The 17688-nt window shown below is 58.5% G+C and carries 20 protein-coding genes; 12 read left to right on the top strand and 8 right to left on the bottom strand.

All coding sequences use genetic code 11. The features are described from left to right. The 10 genes from rplO (at position 1) to bfr (ending at position 7220) form a co-directional block, all read left to right on the top strand. Complete coding sequence (gene rplO, locus KKQ10_RS21845; RefSeq protein ID WP_003228720.1) at positions 1–438, top strand: 50S ribosomal protein L15; 438 nt, start codon at positions 1–3, stop codon at positions 436–438. Then, entirely contained in the window at positions 439–1767 is a 1329-nt protein-coding gene (gene secY, locus KKQ10_RS21840; protein ID WP_003228718.1) for a preprotein translocase subunit SecY, read from the top strand. It begins immediately after the preceding gene. A gap of 27 nt (positions 1768–1794) precedes the next feature. Then, a complete protein-coding gene (gene rpmJ / locus KKQ10_RS21835; RefSeq protein WP_002555468.1) occupies positions 1795–1911 on the top strand; it encodes a 50S ribosomal protein L36 in 117 nt (38 codons plus the stop codon). A gap of 130 nt (positions 1912–2041) precedes the next feature. Beyond that, positions 2042–2398, top strand: coding sequence for a 30S ribosomal protein S13 (rpsM, locus tag KKQ10_RS21830; RefSeq protein ID WP_008374135.1), 357 nt, complete (start codon positions 2042–2044; stop codon positions 2396–2398). A 30-nt stretch (positions 2399–2428) separates the two neighbouring features. Continuing rightward, positions 2429–2818, top strand: coding sequence for a 30S ribosomal protein S11 (gene rpsK, locus KKQ10_RS21825; RefSeq protein WP_002555466.1), 390 nt, complete (start codon positions 2429–2431; stop codon positions 2816–2818). An 18-nt stretch (positions 2819–2836) separates the two neighbouring features. After that, positions 2837–3457 carry a 30S ribosomal protein S4 gene (gene rpsD, locus KKQ10_RS21820; RefSeq protein WP_003176404.1) on the top strand — a complete coding sequence of 207 codons (621 nt, stop codon included), beginning with the start codon at positions 2837–2839 and terminating at the stop codon, positions 3455–3457. Positions 3458–3479: 22 nt separating this feature from the next. Next, on the top strand, positions 3480–4481 hold the full coding sequence (locus KKQ10_RS21815) for a DNA-directed RNA polymerase subunit alpha (RefSeq protein WP_003186012.1): 1002 nt from the start codon (positions 3480–3482) through the stop codon (positions 4479–4481). A gap of 42 nt (positions 4482–4523) precedes the next feature. Next, complete coding sequence (gene rplQ / locus KKQ10_RS21810; protein ID WP_003176402.1) at positions 4524–4910, top strand: 50S ribosomal protein L17; 387 nt, start codon at positions 4524–4526, stop codon at positions 4908–4910. 240 nt (positions 4911–5150) lie between these two features. Beyond that, positions 5151–6605 (top strand): catalase, encoded by a 1455-nt coding sequence (locus tag KKQ10_RS21805; RefSeq protein WP_127651271.1) that lies wholly within the window; start codon positions 5151–5153, stop codon positions 6603–6605. A 150-nt stretch (positions 6606–6755) separates the two neighbouring features. Next, positions 6756–7220: a bacterioferritin gene (gene bfr, locus KKQ10_RS21800; RefSeq protein ID WP_025109504.1), complete on the top strand. Its 465-nt coding sequence runs from the start codon at positions 6756–6758 to the stop codon at positions 7218–7220. A 63-nt stretch (positions 7221–7283) separates the two neighbouring features. Here bfr and uvrA read toward each other — a convergent pair whose 3' ends face one another. After that, complete coding sequence (gene uvrA, locus KKQ10_RS21795; protein WP_127651269.1) at positions 7284–10118, bottom strand: excinuclease ABC subunit UvrA; 2835 nt, start codon at positions 10116–10118, stop codon at positions 7284–7286. A gap of 191 nt (positions 10119–10309) precedes the next feature. On the opposite strand from uvrA, the gene KKQ10_RS21790 reads away from it, so the two are divergent. Further along, positions 10310–11707 (top strand): MFS transporter, encoded by a 1398-nt coding sequence (locus KKQ10_RS21790; RefSeq protein ID WP_127651268.1) that lies wholly within the window; start codon positions 10310–10312, stop codon positions 11705–11707. A 9-nt stretch (positions 11708–11716) separates the two neighbouring features. Continuing rightward, on the top strand, positions 11717–12235 hold the full coding sequence (locus tag KKQ10_RS21785; protein ID WP_007966163.1) for a single-stranded DNA-binding protein: 519 nt from the start codon (positions 11717–11719) through the stop codon (positions 12233–12235). Positions 12236–12420: 185 nt separating this feature from the next. Here KKQ10_RS21785 and KKQ10_RS21780 read toward each other — a convergent pair whose 3' ends face one another. The 7 genes from KKQ10_RS21780 to KKQ10_RS21750 form a co-directional block, all read right to left on the bottom strand. Then, on the bottom strand, positions 12421–13578 hold the full coding sequence (locus KKQ10_RS21780; RefSeq protein ID WP_215502258.1) for a glutathionylspermidine synthase family protein: 1158 nt from the start codon (positions 13576–13578) through the stop codon (positions 12421–12423). A 2-nt stretch (positions 13579–13580) separates the two neighbouring features. After that, entirely contained in the window at positions 13581–14267 is a 687-nt protein-coding gene (locus tag KKQ10_RS21775) for a DUF1190 domain-containing protein (RefSeq protein WP_127651266.1), read from the bottom strand. A gap of 17 nt (positions 14268–14284) precedes the next feature. Then, entirely contained in the window at positions 14285–14710 is a 426-nt protein-coding gene (locus KKQ10_RS21770) for a DUF350 domain-containing protein (RefSeq protein WP_041074455.1), read from the bottom strand. A gap of 14 nt (positions 14711–14724) precedes the next feature. Beyond that, positions 14725–15372 (bottom strand): DUF2491 family protein, encoded by a 648-nt coding sequence (locus KKQ10_RS21765; protein WP_215502257.1) that lies wholly within the window; start codon positions 15370–15372, stop codon positions 14725–14727. Positions 15373–15583: 211 nt separating this feature from the next. Beyond that, positions 15584–16282 carry a PspA/IM30 family protein gene (locus KKQ10_RS21760; RefSeq protein ID WP_097089407.1) on the bottom strand — a complete coding sequence of 233 codons (699 nt, stop codon included), beginning with the start codon at positions 16280–16282 and terminating at the stop codon, positions 15584–15586. A gap of 17 nt (positions 16283–16299) precedes the next feature. Then, a complete protein-coding gene (locus KKQ10_RS21755) occupies positions 16300–16968 on the bottom strand; it encodes a YjfI family protein (protein WP_127651263.1) in 669 nt (222 codons plus the stop codon). Positions 16969–17119: 151 nt separating this feature from the next. After that, positions 17120–17668, bottom strand: a complete 549-nt coding sequence (locus KKQ10_RS21750) for a cysteine hydrolase family protein (protein WP_215502256.1) — start codon at positions 17666–17668, stop codon at positions 17120–17122. Between the last annotated feature and the right edge of the window lie 20 nt (positions 17669–17688).

Raw genomic sequence — 17688 nt, 5'->3', positions numbered from 1 at the left:
ATGAAACTCAATGATCTGAGTCCAGCGCCGGGTTCCCGTCGCGAAAAGCATCGTCCGGGCCGTGGTATCGGTAGCGGTTTGGGTAAGACTGGTGGCCGTGGTCACAAAGGTCAAACCTCCCGTTCCGGTGGCACCATTGCTCCAGGCTTTGAAGGCGGCCAACAGCCGCTGCATCGTCGCCTGCCGAAGTTCGGTTTCGTTTCCCTGAAAGCCATGGATCGCGCAGAAGTGCGTCTGTCCGAGCTGGCTAAAGTGGAAGGCGACATCGTCACCGTGCAGTCCCTGAAAGATGCCAACGTGATCAACGTCAACGTGCAGCGTGTGAAAATCATGCTGTCCGGTGAAGTGACTCGCGCTGTCACTATCGGCAAGGGAATCGGCGCCACCAAAGGTGCGCGTGCGGCTATCGAAGCAGCTGGCGGCAAGTTCGAGGAATAAATGGCTAAGCAAGGTGCTCTCTCTGCGCTCGGCAAAGGCGGTATGTCTGAACTCTGGGCTCGTCTGCGTTTTCTGTTCCTGGCGATTATCGTCTACCGAATAGGCGCACACATCCCGGTTCCAGGTATCAACCCGGACCGACTCGCAGACCTGTTTCGACAGAATGAGGGGACCATTCTTAGCTTGTTCAACATGTTCTCCGGCGGCGCGCTGGAACGGATGAGCATCTTTGCACTGGGGATCATGCCGTACATTTCGGCATCGATCATCATGCAACTGATGACCGCCGTCAGCCCGCAGCTGGAGCAGTTGAAGAAGGAAGGTGAAGCTGGCCGTCGCAAGATCAGCCAGTACACCCGCTACGGCACCGTCGTCCTCGCTCTCGTTCAGGCTATTGGCATGTCCATTGGCCTGGCGGGGCAGGGCGTTGCGTTCACTGGTGACTTTGGCTTCCATTTCGTCGCGGTATCCACATTTGTGGCTGGTGCGATGTTCATGATGTGGCTGGGTGAGCAGATTACTGAGCGTGGTGTAGGCAACGGTATCTCGATGTTGATTTTTTCGGGTATCGTCGCCGGTCTTCCGAGAGCAATCGGGCAGTCTTTCGAGTCTGCGCGTCAGGGCGATATCAATATCTTCGCCTTGGTTGCCATCGGTTTGCTGGCAGTAGCGATTATCGGTTTCGTGGTGTTCATTGAGCGTGGTCAGCGTCGTATTGCTGTTCACTACGCCAAGCGTCAGCAGGGCCGTAAGGTTTTTGCTGCGCAGACAAGCCACTTGCCGCTGAAGGTGAACATGGCCGGTGTTATTCCGGCTATTTTCGCGAGCAGCATTTTGCTGTTCCCGGCTTCGTTGGGTGCCTGGTTTGGTCAGTCTGAAGGTATGGGCTGGTTGCAGGACATCTCGCAGTCGATCGCTCCTGGTCAGCCGTTGAATATTCTGCTGTTTAGTGCAGGGATTATTTTCTTCTGCTTCTTCTATACGGCGTTGATGTTCAATCCGAAAGACGTAGCGGAAAACCTGAAGAAGTCCGGTGCCTTTATTCCGGGCATCCGTCCAGGTGAGCAGTCTGCGCGCTATATTGATGGCGTTCTGACTCGCTTGACCATGTTCGGTGCTCTTTACATGACGGCCGTGTGCCTGTTGCCCCAGTTCCTGGTGGTTGCAGCAAACGTTCCGTTCTACCTTGGCGGGACCTCGTTGCTGATCGTGGTCGTGGTTGTGATGGACTTCATGTCCCAAGTACAATCGCACCTCGTTTCGCACCAGTACGAATCCCTGATGAAGAAAGCCAACCTGAAGGGTTACGGCAGCGGCATGTTGCGCTGAGTACCCATAAGGTTCGAGGAGTTGGTGATGAAAGTTCGTGCATCGGTGAAAAAGCTGTGCCGTAACTGCAAGATTATTCGCCGCGAAGGTGTTGTTCGAGTAATTTGCAGCGCGGAACCGCGTCACAAACAGCGCCAAGGCTGAGTGTGATTGTGCTTCAAGCCCGGCAGCTAGTGCGCTGCCGGGTTGATTATTTGTTATTACAGCGATATTATCTCGCGCCCTATTTCTTGGCTTCCGGGGCGTAGGTAGCTGTCAATTGGAGTCCCACTGAATGGCCCGTATTGCAGGCGTTAACATTCCAGATAACAAGCATACTGTTATCTCGCTGACCTACATCTATGGTGTTGGTCGCACTACTGCACAGAAAATCTGTGCAGATACTGGGGTAAACCCAGCGGCAAAGATCAAAGATCTGAGCGACGAGCAAATTGAACAGCTGCGTGGCGAAGTGGCGAAGTTCACCACTGAAGGTGACCTGCGTCGCGAAATCAACATGAAAATCAAGCGCTTGATGGACCTCGGTTGCTATCGCGGTCTGCGTCATCGTCGCGGTCTTCCAGTACGCGGTCAGCGTACCAAGACCAACGCGCGTACCCGTAAAGGTCCGCGTAAGCCGATCCGCAAGTAATCGCCCCAGCGAATCGACAGGAATTTAATCATGGCAAAACCTGCTGCTCGTCCTCGTAAAAAAGTTAAAAAGACAGTGGTTGATGGCATCGCCCACATCCATGCTTCTTTTAACAACACCATCGTGACCATTACCGACCGTCAAGGTAACGCTCTTTCCTGGGCTACCTCCGGTGGTTCGGGTTTCCGCGGTTCCCGCAAGTCCACCCCGTTCGCTGCTCAAGTAGCTGCTGAACGTGCTGGTCAAGCTGCGCTGGAATACGGCCTGAAAAACCTCGACGTCAACGTCAAGGGTCCAGGTCCAGGTCGTGAATCCGCAGTCCGCGCTTTGAACGGCTGTGGCTACAAGATCGCCAGCATCACCGACGTGACGCCAATCCCGCACAACGGGTGCCGTCCGCCGAAGAAGCGCCGCGTGTAATCCAGGAGATTGTAAAGAATGGCTCGTTACATTGGTCCAAAATGCAAACTCGCTCGTCGCGAAGGCACCGATCTCTTCCTGAAGAGCGGCGTGCGCGCGATCGAATCGAAGTGCAACATTGAAGCAGCACCTGGTATCCACGGCCAACGCCGCGGTCGCCAGTCCGACTACGGCACCCAACTGCGTGAAAAGCAGAAGGTCCGTCGTATCTACGGCGTTCTCGAGCGTCAGTTCAGCGGCTACTACAAAGAAGCTGCTGGCAAGAAAGGTGCAACCGGTGAAAACCTGCTGCAACTGCTCGAATGCCGTCTGGACAACGTTGTATACCGTATGGGCTTTGGTTCGACTCGTGCCGAATCCCGTCAGCTGGTATCGCACAAGTCGATCAGCGTTAACGGTCAGACCGTAAACGTTCCGTCGTATCAGGTTCGTGCTGGTGACGTGGTCGCAGTTCGCGAGAAAGCAAAAAACCAACTTCGCATTGTCCAAGCTCTCGATCTGTGTGCCCAACGTGGCCGCGTAGAATGGGTAGAAGTAGACACTGAGAAGAAGTCGGGCGTTTTCAAGAACGTTCCTGCTCGCAGTGATCTGTCCGCCGACATCAACGAAAGCCTGATTGTCGAGCTCTACTCCAAGTAAGGGCTAGAAAATAGGTGCATCCATGCAGATTTCGGTAAATGAGTTCCTGACACCCCGCCATATTGATGTGCAGGTTGTCAGTCCAACCCGCGCCAAGATCACTCTCGAGCCTCTCGAGCGTGGTTTTGGCCACACCCTGGGCAACGCGCTGCGCCGCATCCTGTTGTCCTCAATGCCCGGCTGCGCAGTAGTCGAGGCCGAGATTGACGGTGTGCTCCACGAGTACAGCGCCATCGAAGGTGTACAGGAAGACGTAATTGAAATCCTGTTGAACCTTAAAGGTCTGGCCATCAAGCTGCACGGTCGTGACGAAGTTACGCTGACCTTGTCGAAGAAGGGTTCGGGGGTGGTTACCGCTGCCGATATTCAGCTGGATCATGATGTCGAGATCGTTAATCCCGATCACGTAATCGCTAACCTGGCGTCTAACGGCGCCCTGAACATGAAGCTCACCGTAGCTCGTGGTCGTGGTTATGAACCAGCCGACTCGCGTCAGAGCGATGAAGACGAAAGCCGCAGCATCGGTCGCTTGCAGCTCGACTCTTCGTTCAGCCCGGTTCGCCGTATCGCATACGTGGTGGAAAACGCCCGTGTCGAGCAGCGTACTAACCTGGACAAGCTGGTTATTGATCTGGAAACCAACGGTACTCTGGATCCTGAAGAGGCTATCCGCCGCGCTGCAACCATTCTGCAACAGCAGTTGGCTGCGTTCGTCGACCTCAAAGGTGACAGTGAGCCAGTGGTTGTCGAGCAGGAAGACGAGATCGATCCGATCCTGCTTCGCCCGGTTGACGATCTGGAACTGACTGTACGTTCGGCTAACTGCCTTAAGGCGGAAAACATCTACTACATCGGCGACCTGATTCAGCGTACCGAAGTAGAGCTGTTGAAGACTCCGAACCTGGGCAAGAAATCCTTGACTGAAATCAAGGACGTTCTGGCCTCCCGCGGTCTGTCCCTCGGCATGCGCCTCGACAACTGGCCGCCTGCAAGTCTTAAGAAGGACGACAAGGCGACTGCCTGATCGTCGTAATCACCGAACGTAGTGTTTGGTAAGGAATGAACCATGCGTCATCGTAAAAGTGGGCGTCACCTGAGCCGCACCAGCTCGCACCGCAAGGCCATGTTCCAGAACATGGCGGTGTCGCTGTTCGAGCACGAGCTGATCAAAACTACTCTGCCAAAAGCCAAAGAACTGCGCCGCGTTGCCGAGCCGCTGATCACTCTGGCCAAGACAGACAGCCTGGCTAACCGCCGTCTGGCTTTCGACCGTACTCGTTCGAAAGCTATCGTTGGTAAGCTCTTCAACGACCTGGGCAAGCGTTACGCTACCCGTGAGGGTGGCTACCTGCGCATCCTCAAGTGCGGTTTCCGCGCTGGCGACAACGCTCCTATGGCGTACGTCGAGTTGGTTGATCGTGCTACTGCTGGCGAAGCTGTATCCGCCGAGTAAGACGTCAGTCTGAAACGAAGAACCGGGCCTAGTGCCCGGTTTTTTGTGTCTGCAAGAAAATGCGCTGTTCGTACAAGCTTCTGACATCTTTCTGTTGGCACTATGTGCAGGGTATTTCCGTTAGTAATTTTCTATCGATGACTACAAGTTAATGAATTTGTAGGTGTCACATCGATGATCAATACTTCCCAGCAAGCCGATTAGCCGGCAGTTTCAAGACTGACAGAGGAAGAAGACCGTATGAGCCAGATCAAAACGCTTACGACCGCCAGTGGCGCACCTGTCGCTGATAACCAGAATTCTCGCTCCGCCGGCCCACGTGGCCCGCTGCTGCTCGACGATTTTCATCTGATCGAAAAGCTTGCCCACTTCAACCGTGAGAACATTCCTGAGCGTCGCGTGCACGCCAAGGGCTCGGGTGCTTACGGTACGTTCACCGTGACTCGTGACATCACCGAGTACACCAGCGCCAAGTTGTTCGAGTCTGTCGGCAAGCAAACCCCAACGTTCCTGCGATTCTCCACTGTAGGTGGCGAGCGCGGTTCGGCCGACACCGAGCGTGATCCGCGTGGTTTCGCCCTGAAGTTCTACACCGAGGAAGGCAACTGGGACATCGTTGGCAACAACACCCCTGTGTTCTTCATTCGTGATCCACTGAAGTTTCCCGACTTTATCCACACCCAGAAACGCCTGCCGCAGAGCAACCTGAAAAGCGCCCAGATGATGTGGGACTTCTGGTCGCATTCGCCCGAAGCGCTGCACCAGGTGACCATTCTGTTCTCGGATCGCGGCATTCCCGATGGCTACCGTCACATGCACGGCTTCGGCAGCCACACCTACAGCCTGATCAATGCCAAAGGTGAGCGCCACTGGGTGAAGTGGCACTACAAGACTAAACAAGGGATCAAGAACCTGGCGCCGGCCGAGGCTGCGCGCCTGGCGGGCACCGATCCGGATTACGCCCAGCGTGATCTGTTCGAGGCGATCGAGCGTGGCGACTTCCCGAAATGGCGTGTGTGCATCCAGATCATGACCGAGGCGCAAGCCGCAGCACATTACGAGAACCCGTTCGACGTGACCAAGACCTGGTCGCAGAAGGAGTTTCCGCTGATCGAAGTCGGCGAGTTGGAATTGAATCGCAACCCGCTGAACTACTTCGCTGAAGTCGAGCAAGCTGCATTCGGTCCGAGCAACATGGTGCCAGGTGTCGGTCTGTCGCCGGATCGCATGCTGCAAGGCCGCGTGTTCGCCTACGCTGATGCGCACCGCTACCGCGTGGGTACCAATCACCAGCAATTGCCGGTAAACGCACCGCGCAGCCCGGTGAACACCTACCAGCGTGACGGCTCGATGGCGTTCGGCAGCAATGGTGGAGCAGCGCCTAACTATGAGCCTAACAGCTACGTGGAATCACCGAAGCAAGCCCCGCGTTATGCCGAGCCTGCGCTGGCCTTGAACGGTCCGGCTGACCGTTACGATCATCGTGAGGACAGCGATTACTACAGCCACGCGGGAGCGTTGTTCCGACTGATGAGTGACGAGCAGAAGGCCTTGCTGGTCAGCAATATCGCCGGTGCCATGAGCGGCGTTTCGCCTGATGTGGTTGACCGTCAGTTGCAGCATTTCTTTAAAGCCGATCCGGCGTATGGAGAAGCAATCGCAAGGCTGCTCGACGTACAGCTTAACGAAGTCTAAACGAGAAGCAGAACCGCCCTCATTAGGGCGGTTTTTGCGTTATTTAGGCTGCTTTTCTCAGAATATCTTCGCTTTTATTGCGCGAAACGGGGTGACCTTCCGGTCAGCTTGGTTCAAACTACAGGCTTTCAAGCAGGGAGATGTAGGGCGATGCAAGGCCACCCAGACGTTATCGATTACCTCAACACGTTGCTGACCGGCGAACTGGCCGCGCGTGACCAATATTTTGTTCACTCGCGGATGTATGAGGACTGGGGTTTCACCAAGCTCTACGAACGAATCAACCACGAGATGGAAGAAGAGGCCGGCCACGCCGATGCGCTTATGCGTCGGATCCTGATGCTCGAAGGCACGCCGCGCATGCGTCCGGACGATCTTGATGTCGGTACCACCGTACCGGAGATGCTCGAAGCCGATCTGCGTCTCGAGTACAAAGTCCGCGCCGCACTGTGCAAAGGCATCGAGCTGTGCGAACAGCACAAGGACTACGTCAGTCGCGAGATCCTGCGCATTCAGCTCAACGACACCGAAGAAGATCACACCTACTGGCTGGAAAAGCAGTTGGGCCTGATCAAGCTGATCGGTCTCGAGAATTACCTGCAATCCCACACCTGATTGCCAGATACAAAAAAGCCCCTGTCACGGTGTAAGTGACAGGGGCTTTTTCATGCCCGGTGATCAGGCTCGGTCGCGAATCAACAGCGGCTTGAGGTAATGACCGGTGTGAGATTGCTTCATCTCGGCCACTTCCTCCGGGGTACCAGTGGCGATGATCTGCCCACCTTTGGAGCCGCCCTCCGGCCCCAGGTCCACCAGCCAGTCGGCGGTCTTGATCACGTCCAGGTTGTGTTCGATCACCACGACGGTGTTGCCGTGGTCGCGCAAGCGATGCAGCACATCGAGCAATTGCTGGATATCCGCGAAGTGCAGGCCGGTGGTCGGCTCATCGAGGATGTACAGGGTCTTGCCGGTGTCACGCTTGGACAGCTCGCGCGACAGCTTGACCCGCTGCGCCTCGCCGCCAGACAGCGTGGTCGCCGACTGCCCGAGCTTGATGTACGACAGGCCCACATCCATCAATGTCTGCAGCTTGCGCGCCAGTGCCGGCACCGCGTCGAAGAACTCCCGGGCTTCCTCGATGGTCATCTCGAGGGTTTCGTGGATGCTCTTGCCCTTGTATTTGATCTCAAGGGTTTCGCGGTTGTAGCGCTTGCTCTTGCATACGTCGCACGGCACGTAGATGTCCGGCAGGAAGTGCATTTCGACTTTGATCAGACCGTCGCCCTGACACGCCTCACAGCGACCACCCTTGACGTTGAACGAGAAACGTCCCGGACCGTAGCCACGGGAGCGCGACTCGGGCACGCCGGCAAACAGTTCGCGGATCGGGGTGAACAGCCCGGTGTAAGTCGCCGGGTTGGAGCGCGGTGTACGGCCGATCGGGCTTTGGTCGATATCGACGACCTTGTCGAGATGCTCCAGGCCCTTGATGCTGTCGTGCGCAGCGGCTTCCAGCGTGGTCGCACCGTTGAGGGCTGTAGCGCTCAACGGGAACAGGGTGTTGTTGATCAGCGTCGATTTGCCTGAGCCGGAAACGCCGGTCACGCAGGTCAGCAGGCCGATCGGAATTTCCAGATCGACGTTGCGCAAGTTGTTGCCGCGCGCGCCCTTGAGCGACAGCGTCAGCTTTTTATTGCGTGGTGTGCGTTTGGCCGGCACTTCGATCTTCACCCGGCCCGACAGGTATTTGCCGGTCAGGGAATCCGGATGCGCCATGACTTCTGCTGGCGTGCCCTCGGCAACGATCTGCCCGCCATGCACGCCGGCGCCCGGGCCGATATCCACTACATAGTCAGCCAGACGAATCGCGTCTTCATCATGCTCGACCACGATCACGGTGTTGCCGATATCGCGCAGGTGTTTGAGGGTGCCGAGCAGCCGGTCGTTATCGCGCTGGTGTAGACCGATGGACGGTTCGTCGAGGATATACAGCACTCCAACCAGGCCGGCACCGATCTGGCTGGCCAGACGAATCCGCTGTGCCTCGCCGCCGGACAAGGTGTCGGCGCTGCGATCCAGCGACAGATAGTCGAGGCCGACGTTGACCAGGAATTGCAGGCGTTCGCGGATTTCCTTGAGGATCTTGTCGGCGATCTCGCCACGTCGCCCGGTCATCTTCAGCTCGCCGAAGTACTCGCAGGCATCGCCGATCGGCAGGTTGGTTACCGCCGGCAGGGTTTTCTCGCCCACCCACACGTGCCGCGCTTCACGGCGCAGACGGGTGCCACGGCAATCCGGGCAGGCCTGGGTGCTGAGGAACTTGGCCAGTTCTTCACGCACGCTGGCCGATTCGGTTTCGCGGTAGCGACGTTCCAGATTCGGCACGATGCCTTCGAACGGGTGCGAGCGTTTGACGATGTCGCCACGGTCGTTCAGGTACTTGAAGTCGACGTTCTGCGAGCCGCTGCCATGCAGGATGTACTTCTGTTGATCGGCCGGCAGTTGGTTGAACGGCTTCTCGAGGCTAAAGCCGTAATGCGCGGCCAGTGAACCGAGCATCTGGAAGTAATAGACGTTGCGCCTGTCCCAGCCGCGAATCGCGCCTTCGGCCAGGGTCAGCTCACCGTTGACCAGGCGTTTGATGTCGAAGAACTGCTTCACGCCCAGGCCATCGCAGGTAGGGCAGGCGCCGGCCGGGTTGTTGAAGGAGAACAGCTTCGGCTCCAGTTCGCTGATGGCGTGGCCGCAGATCGGGCAGGCGAAGCGCGCGGAGAAGATCATTTCTTCGCCCGGCTCATCGTCCATCGGTGCGACCAGGGCAATGCCGTCCGCCAGTTTCAGCGCGGTCTCGAACGATTCGGCCAGACGTTGCTGCAGATCGGCGCGAACCTTGAAGCGGTCGACGATGACATCGATCGAGTGCTTCTTCTGCTTGTCCAGTTTCGGCAGCTCATCGAGCTCGCAGATGCGGCCGTTGACCCGCGCGCGGACGAAGCCTTGGGCGCGCAGTTCTTCGAACACCGACAAATGCTCGCCCTTGCGCTCGCGGATCACCGGCGCCAGCAACATCAGTTTGCTGCCCTCCGGCTGAGCCAGCACCAGGTCGACCATCTGGCTGACGGTCTGCGCTTCCAGCGGAATGTCGTGATCCGGGCAGCGCGGCGTACCGACGCGTGCATAAAGCAGGCGCAGGTAGTCGTAGATCTCGGTGATGGTGCCGACCGTGGAGCGTGGGTTGTGCGAGGTCGACTTCTGTTCGATGGAGATCGCCGGCGACAAACCTTCGATGGTGTCGACGTCGGGTTTTTCCATCATCGACAGGAACTGTCGGGCGTAGGCCGACAGGGACTCGACATAGCGGCGCTGACCTTCGGCGTACAGCGTGTCGAAGGCCAGGGACGACTTGCCGGATCCGGACAGGCCGGTGATGACGATCAGTTTGTCCCGTGGCAGGGTCAGGTCGATGTTCTTCAGGTTGTGGGTACGGGCCCCACGTATCAGGATCTTGTCCAAAGTGGCCTCGCTCGGCGGGCGTCGAAAACGTAGGAGTATACGGGCAAATACTGGATGGATGCACACTATCAAGCGAAGGGTTTTTTACCTTACATGAAGAGAGTTTCATCTATACGCGTCATAGCGTCGCGATATACCCCGTCTTTCGATGGGACTGGTAGAATCGCCGCCGGTTCACACGAGGTTTTTCCATGCACGATCCCCACAGCGAACGCATGAGTGGCAGCGAGACTCGCGCGGCGAGCGGTCTGGCTCTGGTGTTCGCCTTCCGTATGCTTGGCATGTTCATGGTGTTGCCGGTACTGGCGACCTACGGCATGGATCTGGCGGGAGCGACTCCGGCCCTGATCGGCCTGGCCATCGGCGCCTACGGCCTGACCCAGGCGATATTTCAGATTCCGTTCGGGATCATTTCCGACCGCATCGGCCGGCGTCCGGTGATTTATCTCGGCCTGATCGTGTTCGCCCTCGGCAGTGTCCTGGCCTCGCAGGCCGATTCGATCTGGGGCGTGATCGCCGGCCGCATCCTGCAGGGCGCCGGGGCGATTTCCGCCGCGGTCATGGCATTGCTCTCGGACCTGACCCGCGAACAGCATCGCACCAAAGCCATGGCCATGATCGGCATGACCATCGGCCTGTCGTTCGCCGTGGCCATGGTGGTCGGGCCGTTGCTGACCCGCGCCTTCGGCCTCTCGGGATTGTTCCTCGCCACCGGTGCCATGGCGCTGGTCGGCATCGCCATCATCATGTTCATGGTGCCGCGTTCGACCGGGCCGTTGCAGCATCGCGAGTCTGGCGTGGCGCGTCAGGCCTTGATGCCGACGCTCAAACATCCGGATCTGCTGCGCCTGGACCTGGGCATCTTTGTGTTACATGCCATGTTGATGTCGAGCTTCGTTGCCTTGCCGCTGGCGTTGGTGGAAAAAGCCGGGCTGCCCAAGGAGCAGCACTGGTGGGTCTACCTGACCGCGCTGCTGATTTCTTTCTTCGCCATGATCCCGTTCATCATCTACGGCGAGAAGAAACGCAAAATGAAACGAATTTTGCTCGGTGCCGTCCTGACGTTGATGCTGACTGAGCTATTCTTCTGGCAGTTCGGTGACAGCTTGCGGGCGCTGGTGATCGGCACGGTGGTGTTCTTCACCGCGTTCAATCTGCTGGAAGCTTCGTTGCCGTCGCTGATCAGCAAGGTTTCACCGGCAGGCGGGAAGGGCACGGCGATGGGCGTGTATTCCACCAGCCAGTTCCTCGGTTCGGCACTCGGCGGGATACTCGGCGGCTGGCTGTTTCAGCATGGCGGTCTGTCGGTTGTATTCCTCGGATGTGCCGGTCTGGCTGCCATCTGGCTGGCCTTTGCTGTTACCATGCGCGAACCTCCCTACGTGACGAGCCTGCGCTTGCCGTTGTCGCCCGAGGCGATCCGCGAAGCGGGTCTGGTCGAGCGCCTCAAGGCCCTCGTAGGGGTAACAGATGCAGTGATAGTTGCTGATGAAGCGGCTGTTTACATCAAACTGGACAAAGAATTAGTGGATCGCGACACCCTCGAACGCCTGGTGAACAACCCGGCCGAGGCTGCTTGCGAAGCCTAGGAGAACGTTATGGCCCGTGGGGTTAACAAAGTCATATTGGTCGGCACTTGCGGCCAGGATCCCGAAGTTCGCTACCTGCCTAACGGTAACGCCGTGACCAACCTGAGTCTGGCAACCAGCGAACAGTGGACCGACAAGCAAACCGGTCAGAAGGTCGAGAAGACCGAATGGCACCGTGTTTCGATGTTCGGCAAGGTTGCCGAAATCGCCGGCGAATACCTGCGTAAAGGTTCGCAGGTCTACATCGAAGGCAAGCTGCAGACCCGCGAGTGGGAAAAAGACGGTATCAAGCGTTACACCACCGAAATCGTGGTCGACATGCAAGGCACCATGCAACTGCTCGGCGGCCGTCCACAACAGGGCGACCAACAAGGCGGTGGCAACAACTACCAGCAGCAGGCACCACGTCAGCAGGCCCCACGCCCGCAGCAGTCGGCTCCGCAACAGCGTCCGGCCCCGGCTCCACAGCAGGCTGCGCCGCAACCGGCTCCGGATTTCGACAGCTTTGATGACGATATCCCGTTCTAAGCTATCGCTGCATCCGCTCTAAATAAAAAGGCCCGTCGCATCAAGCGACGGGCCTTTTTTGTGACGCGCAAAATTTACGGCCTCCCCAATTACTTGTAGGCGCTACGGCACGCTGCGATCTTTTTATCTTTGAAATCAAGATCAAAATATCGCAGCCTTCTGCAGCTCCTACAGGGGGATTTGTTTCAGTCGAGGATCAGGTGAGGCAGAAACCGGCTGGAGTCCTTGGTGATCAGGCTGTTGTCTTCCCGCACACCAATCCCTGCCGCCTGATCGCCGATCACCCATGAGCCAATCAGCGTGTAGCTGTCGTCGAACTTCGGCAACGGCGCGAATTCCTGCAGGATGAACGGCGCGTCGGTGTAGGGCCCGTCTTCCTTGATGATCAGACCTTCCGCCGTTTGCAGCTCGATGTTGGCGCCTTCGCGGGAGAAGTACGGTTTACGTACCCAGCCCTTGGGCACGGTGCTGGCCGGATTCGGATCAAGGTGCGCCGCGAGCAGGTTCGGGTGTCCCTTGTGCAGCTCCCACAGCAGCGGCAGTGCGCCTTTGTTCGACAGAATCGACTTCCACGCCGGTTCGAAAAACTGCGTATCGCACTCGGCAATCGCTGCGCCGAAGGGTTCGTGGAAGATGAATTCCCAGGCATGCAGTTTGAACAGATGCGGGATCCAGCGGTCCTCGAGGTCGACGAAGCGGCCCTCGGCGGTCAGGCCGATGTCCTCGATGTCGATGTGCCGGGATTCGATGCCGACCTTTTCCGCGATCAGGCGCAGATAGTCAGTGGTGCCGCGGTCTTCGACCGAGTCTTTCATCGAGGCAAAGTAGAACGGCCGCTTGAGCTGCAATTCGGTAAACGCCTGATGCAGCTTGGTATCGATGCTGTTGAACTGGTCGGCATGACGCGGCAGCCTCCCGCGCTCGATGCATTGTTCCAGCCAGCCCCACTGAAACGCGGAGGCCTCATAAAGACTGGTCGGCGTGTCGTAGTTGAGCTCCAGCAGCTTGGCTGGGCCATTGCCGCTGTAGGAAAAATCCATGCGCCCGTACAGATGCGGATGACCTTCCAGCCAGGACGTTCGGATCATGTCGTAGTACGGCGCGGGGATGCTCAGGCGATCCAGCAGCTCTTCGCTGTGCACCACGCGATCGACCAGGTCCATGCACATCTCGTGCAGTTCCGTGGTTGGATCCTCCAGATCGTTTTCGATCTGTGCGAGCGTGAACTGGTAGTAGGCGCTTTCGTCCCAGTACGGCTCGTTGTCGATGGTGTGGAACAGAAAGCCGAGGCTTTCGGCGGTCTGTTTCCAGTCGGGGCGTTCGGCGCAGTGGATCTTCTTCATGGTCAGCTGCTCGAACTGCCCCAGCCGCCCCAACCGCTACGGGCGGAAGACTGGCTGCCGAAACCGCCGCGGGACGTCGACGAAGCGACGTTGACCGGTTTGCTTCGGGAGCTGTCGTAGCGGGTGTCGGTGCGGGTAGCCGGCGCCGATTCGATTTTGCGGTACTGCGTCGAGGTGTTGTAGGTCTGACGCGTGTCGCGGTCGCGGTAAACGGTACGGTCGGCGTTGTTGCTCATCGCATTGCCGATCAGCCAGCCCGAGAGCCAACCGTTGCCGCCACCACCACCGCCGGAGGAATGGGAAGTGCTTTGCGCGTTCTGTGTGGCGGCTGCTTCACCGGCAGGCATCTGCGCGTTGGCGATCGCATTCAGGTCCTGCGGCGCCTCAACGTTCTGTGGCACCTTGAACCCGCCGAGCTTCGGCACGAAGCGGCCGTCGGCGTTTTTCTGGCACCAGTCGGCAGCAAAGTCCGCGTCGCACTTGGCCTTGTCGTCGTAGGCCGGCGCGATGCGTCGGTGCTCGGTCAATGCCGCGACGTAGGCGTTGGAGCAGACATCGGCGGCCACTTCGGCGTCGACGCACTGCTCGACAGATTGAAAACGTTGCTGATCCTGCGCGGCAACCTCGCCGGAAATCGCCAGCGCCACCGAAGCGGCGAGAGACAGTTGAACGTACTTGCTGCGTTTCATCGAAGGCTTCCTGCCGATCAGTTGGACGGGGTCATGCACGCGGCGTTGAGCATGCCGACGCTGATGGCCACCGCGGCCACGTAGATACCCGAGGCGATTTCACCGTTGGCGATACGCTTGGAGGTGCCTTTGAGGACCAGGCCGGTGGCGAGGAACGCGAGCAATTGCACCACGGCGGCAATTACTGCCCACAGCACGAAATCGAGGACGTTGACCGAAAACGCGATGACATTGCTGGCCGGAATCGCAAAGCCGATGATCGCGCCGGACAGGGCGATGGCGGCGGCGATGTTGCCGGAGCGGATCAGCTCGAACTCTTTGTGTGGCGTGATGCGGGTGTAGACGAACTGAAACAGCATGAACAGCAGGACGGCGCCGATCAGGTAGACGACGAAACCGACCAGCGCGGTCTTGTTCAGGGAAACGGCCAGCACTTCCAGCATGGAAAACTTCCTTTTTAAATGGTGCTCAGATCAGTCGTGTACAGCGAAATGCCCAGCGAGGTGCTCAGGCTGACGGTGCCTTCCTCGTCCTGCTCGACGGAGAACAGCAGCAATTCACGGCGATCGGTCAGGCCGGTCTCGCGCGCGTAAAGCATGGAGTGATGTTCGATGGTGTAGCTCTCGTCCGGGTTGACCACGTGTTCGGTCATTGGCACCAGTTCGGTCTGGCCCTGCTCCGTGCCCCATTCGCGGCTGTACTGGACGCCGTCGTGGGTGTAGGTCGGCAGGCCGATCAGGCTGTCGGGGCCAGCCAGGCGCTGCAGCTCGGCGTCACTGTTGACGGTCACGTAGCTGAGGTAGTTGAACAGGGTAACCGACTCGATCTGGTCGTCACCGGTGACGTGGATCTGCAGCCAGAATTCCTCGTTGTTGAGGTAGTAGCGATGCAGTTTGTTGGATTGGCCGAGGTCGATCCAGCCGGCGCTCCAGATTGCTTCTGCCGCCGGAACCTGCACCGAAGTGCTGCCATCGAGCAGCAATGCCAGGGTCGAATCGAACCGCACGCCTTTGCCTTGTGCCATTCCGAGTGGGCCGCCGGCTACTGGAGCGGGCGCGGCAGGCTGCCAGTTGCTGGTGCCCAGCAAATCTTTGAACCATCCCATGGGTACATTCCTTGAGGCGGGTGGAGGTGTTCGTCGTAAAAAAGCGCCGCTAGTGTACCGGGCATGGCGCCGAACGAGCAGAGGCATTTGCACAGCATAAAAAATGTAGGAGTGAGCCTGCTCGCGATGGCGGCGGTCCAGACAACACTGAGGTTGAATGTTCCGGCCTCATCGCGAGCAGGCTCACTCCTACAAGGGCTTGCGATGCTGCTTACTGAGCGGACTTCTGCTTCAGACGCTCAAGAATCGCATTGGCGCTGCCTTCGTTCGGCGTGATGCCGGCGTCACGCAGTTTGCGTTCCAGATCGTTGCCGGTCGAAGCGTCGGCCAGCTCATCGGCGGCGCTCAGTTCGGCGGCACGTTGCTGCTGCTTGGCCTGCAGACGGTTCAGGGTGCCGACCGCGGTTTCCAGTTTGCCGTTGGCGCCGCCGCTGGCGATGGACGCGCTGACCTGCGCCTTCTGCACGCTTTCGCGGGCCTTGGCCATGTCCACCTGCTGGCGCAGGCTCTTGATCCGCGACTCGGCCTTGGTGATGTCCTTGCGCATGTTTTCGGCGTAGGTGCCGAACTCGTCGCTCTGGGCCTTTTCAGCGGTCAGGTCGTTGGTCAGGGTCGAAATCGCTTCGGCCACTTCCATGGCCAGGTCTTCACGGCCGGCGTTCAGCGCGGAAACCGCCTTGGCTTCCAGGTCCTTGATCTTGGCGTCGTACTCGCTCACGCGGTCGGCAGCCAGTTTGTGCTTGGCCATGATGGTGACCAGCTCGCGACGGGCGTTGGACAGCGCGGTGTCGGCGTCGCGGATTTCCTGGTCGAGGATGCGCAGGGCCTGTTGGTCGACGATCGCTTCGCCGACTTCATTGGCGCCGCCGCGCAGAGCGGTGAACAACTTGCTCCAGATGGACTGAGTCATTGGATATTCCCTGTTGATTACTTGAAGAAGTGTTCGAAGGCTTCGCTCGCGCGCTGCACGTTGTCGACCAGGGTTTTCACCTCGGTGACGACGTTGGTCAGGCTCGAGTCGGCGCTGAGCGCGCCAAACATGTTGTAGACGGTCTGGCCGTTGGGCATCGACTCGATACCGATCGACGACAGCGGGAACATTTCCCGGCTGCGCAGCACGGCGTCGTTGAAGGCGCGCACGTCAGTGATCGAATCGATGTCCACCAGCACGGTGTCGACGATGATCTGTGCACCGGCCACGGCGATATGAATCGGCAGACCGCCGAATTCGTTCATTTCCAGCTTGATGCTGGGTTCGGAGCTCTGGATCAGAGACAGTGTGATCTCCTGCGAAGCCACCTCATCCAGTGCCTTGAGGGCGTTGAAGAGGCTATCGATGTTCCAGTTGTTGCCTGCGCTCATGTAATTCTCCGACATGAATGAGCCAGCCAGAATCGGTTGGCGTAGCTGTTGCTCCATTTGCTTGAGCAAGCTTCGGTTTTCCGGAAGCACCCAAGTTTCGTGTTTCACATAACCGGCGGCAGCCAGGCCCGCGCGCATCTGCTTCATGTAGAAGCTCGACGGCTTTTTCGCGGACGGTTTCGAGCGCTCTCCCTTTGGGCTCTCTGACGCAACAGTGGGGGAGCGGCTTTTCATGGCGATGACTCCGTTATGAACATCTCACGCGTGAGCCACACTACAACCAATTCAAAGTGCCATCAATGGCTCACGCGTGAGATTTTTATGACAGGCGAAAAAACGCCCGCAACGTGGCGGGCGCATGTTTTGCCAAGTATGTCCTGATCGGTCAACGACGCAGGAACTCGTCGGCCGACACCACGCTGGCGTAGGCGAAACCCAGCGCCGACATGAACGCAGCGTGAACCTGGGCGGCGGGCACCGTGAGGCCGTTGAACTCAAGGTCGCGGCTGGCGCAGGCGTCGTGAATCACCGTGACACCGTAGCCCAGATCCGCGGCGGCGCGGGTGATGCCGTCGATGCACATGTGGCTCATGCTGCCGACGATCACCAGATCCTTGATGCCTTGTTCATCGAGGATCGATTGCAGATTGGTCTCCCGGAATGAATTGACGAAGTGCTTGAGCACCACCGGTTCGTCCGGGCGATTGAGTACTTTGGAATGCAGTTTTGCGCCGTCCGAACCGGGGGTGAAAAACGGTGCGTCCGCCGAGGCGAATTCGTGGCGGATGTGCACCACCGGATCATCGGTCTCGCGAAAGGCCGCGATCAGCCGTGCGGCGTTGTCGGCGGCGGCTTCAGCCCCCACCAGCGGCCATTTGCCTTGGGGGAAGTAGTCGTTCTGGATATCGACTACGATGAGCGCTTGCCTGGTCATGGGTGTGTCCTCGATGCATG

This window comes from Pseudomonas sp. MG-9, assembly GCF_018729515.1.
Classification (GTDB): domain Bacteria; phylum Pseudomonadota; class Gammaproteobacteria; order Pseudomonadales; family Pseudomonadaceae; genus Aquipseudomonas; species Aquipseudomonas serboccidentalis.
Note: the sequence above shows the minus strand (reverse complement) of the source record. Positions and strands in the feature narration are given on the sequence as shown.

Excerpts from the sequence above, each read along its gene's own strand:
- rplO (WP_003228720.1), top strand. The coding sequence starts at position 1 with ATGAAACTCAATGATCTGAGTCCAGCGCCGGGTTCCCGTCGCGAAAAG.
- secY (WP_003228718.1), top strand. The coding sequence starts at position 439 with ATGGCTAAGCAAGGTGCTCTCTCTGCGCTCGGCAAAGGCGGTATGTCT.
- rpmJ (WP_002555468.1), top strand. The coding sequence starts at position 1,795 with ATGAAAGTTCGTGCATCGGTGAAAAAGCTGTGCCGTAACTGCAAGATT.
- rpsM (WP_008374135.1), top strand. The coding sequence starts at position 2,042 with ATGGCCCGTATTGCAGGCGTTAACATTCCAGATAACAAGCATACTGTT.
- rpsK (WP_002555466.1), top strand. The coding sequence starts at position 2,429 with ATGGCAAAACCTGCTGCTCGTCCTCGTAAAAAAGTTAAAAAGACAGTG.
- rpsD (WP_003176404.1), top strand. The coding sequence starts at position 2,837 with ATGGCTCGTTACATTGGTCCAAAATGCAAACTCGCTCGTCGCGAAGGC.
- KKQ10_RS21815 (WP_003186012.1), top strand. The coding sequence starts at position 3,480 with ATGCAGATTTCGGTAAATGAGTTCCTGACACCCCGCCATATTGATGTG.
- rplQ (WP_003176402.1), top strand. The coding sequence starts at position 4,524 with ATGCGTCATCGTAAAAGTGGGCGTCACCTGAGCCGCACCAGCTCGCAC.
- KKQ10_RS21805 (WP_127651271.1), top strand. The coding sequence starts at position 5,151 with ATGAGCCAGATCAAAACGCTTACGACCGCCAGTGGCGCACCTGTCGCT.
- bfr (WP_025109504.1), top strand. The coding sequence starts at position 6,756 with ATGCAAGGCCACCCAGACGTTATCGATTACCTCAACACGTTGCTGACC.
- KKQ10_RS21790 (WP_127651268.1), top strand. The coding sequence starts at position 10,310 with ATGCACGATCCCCACAGCGAACGCATGAGTGGCAGCGAGACTCGCGCG.
- KKQ10_RS21785 (WP_007966163.1), top strand. The coding sequence starts at position 11,717 with ATGGCCCGTGGGGTTAACAAAGTCATATTGGTCGGCACTTGCGGCCAG.
- KKQ10_RS21780 (WP_215502258.1), bottom strand. The coding sequence starts at position 13,578 with ATGAAGAAGATCCACTGCGCCGAACGCCCCGACTGGAAACAGACCGCC.
- KKQ10_RS21775 (WP_127651266.1), bottom strand. The coding sequence starts at position 14,267 with ATGAAACGCAGCAAGTACGTTCAACTGTCTCTCGCCGCTTCGGTGGCG.
- KKQ10_RS21770 (WP_041074455.1), bottom strand. The coding sequence starts at position 14,710 with ATGCTGGAAGTGCTGGCCGTTTCCCTGAACAAGACCGCGCTGGTCGGT.
- KKQ10_RS21765 (WP_215502257.1), bottom strand. The coding sequence starts at position 15,372 with ATGGGATGGTTCAAAGATTTGCTGGGCACCAGCAACTGGCAGCCTGCC.
- KKQ10_RS21760 (WP_097089407.1), bottom strand. The coding sequence starts at position 16,282 with ATGACTCAGTCCATCTGGAGCAAGTTGTTCACCGCTCTGCGCGGCGGC.
- KKQ10_RS21755 (WP_127651263.1), bottom strand. The coding sequence starts at position 16,968 with ATGAAAAGCCGCTCCCCCACTGTTGCGTCAGAGAGCCCAAAGGGAGAG.
- KKQ10_RS21750 (WP_215502256.1), bottom strand. The coding sequence starts at position 17,668 with ATGACCAGGCAAGCGCTCATCGTAGTCGATATCCAGAACGACTACTTC.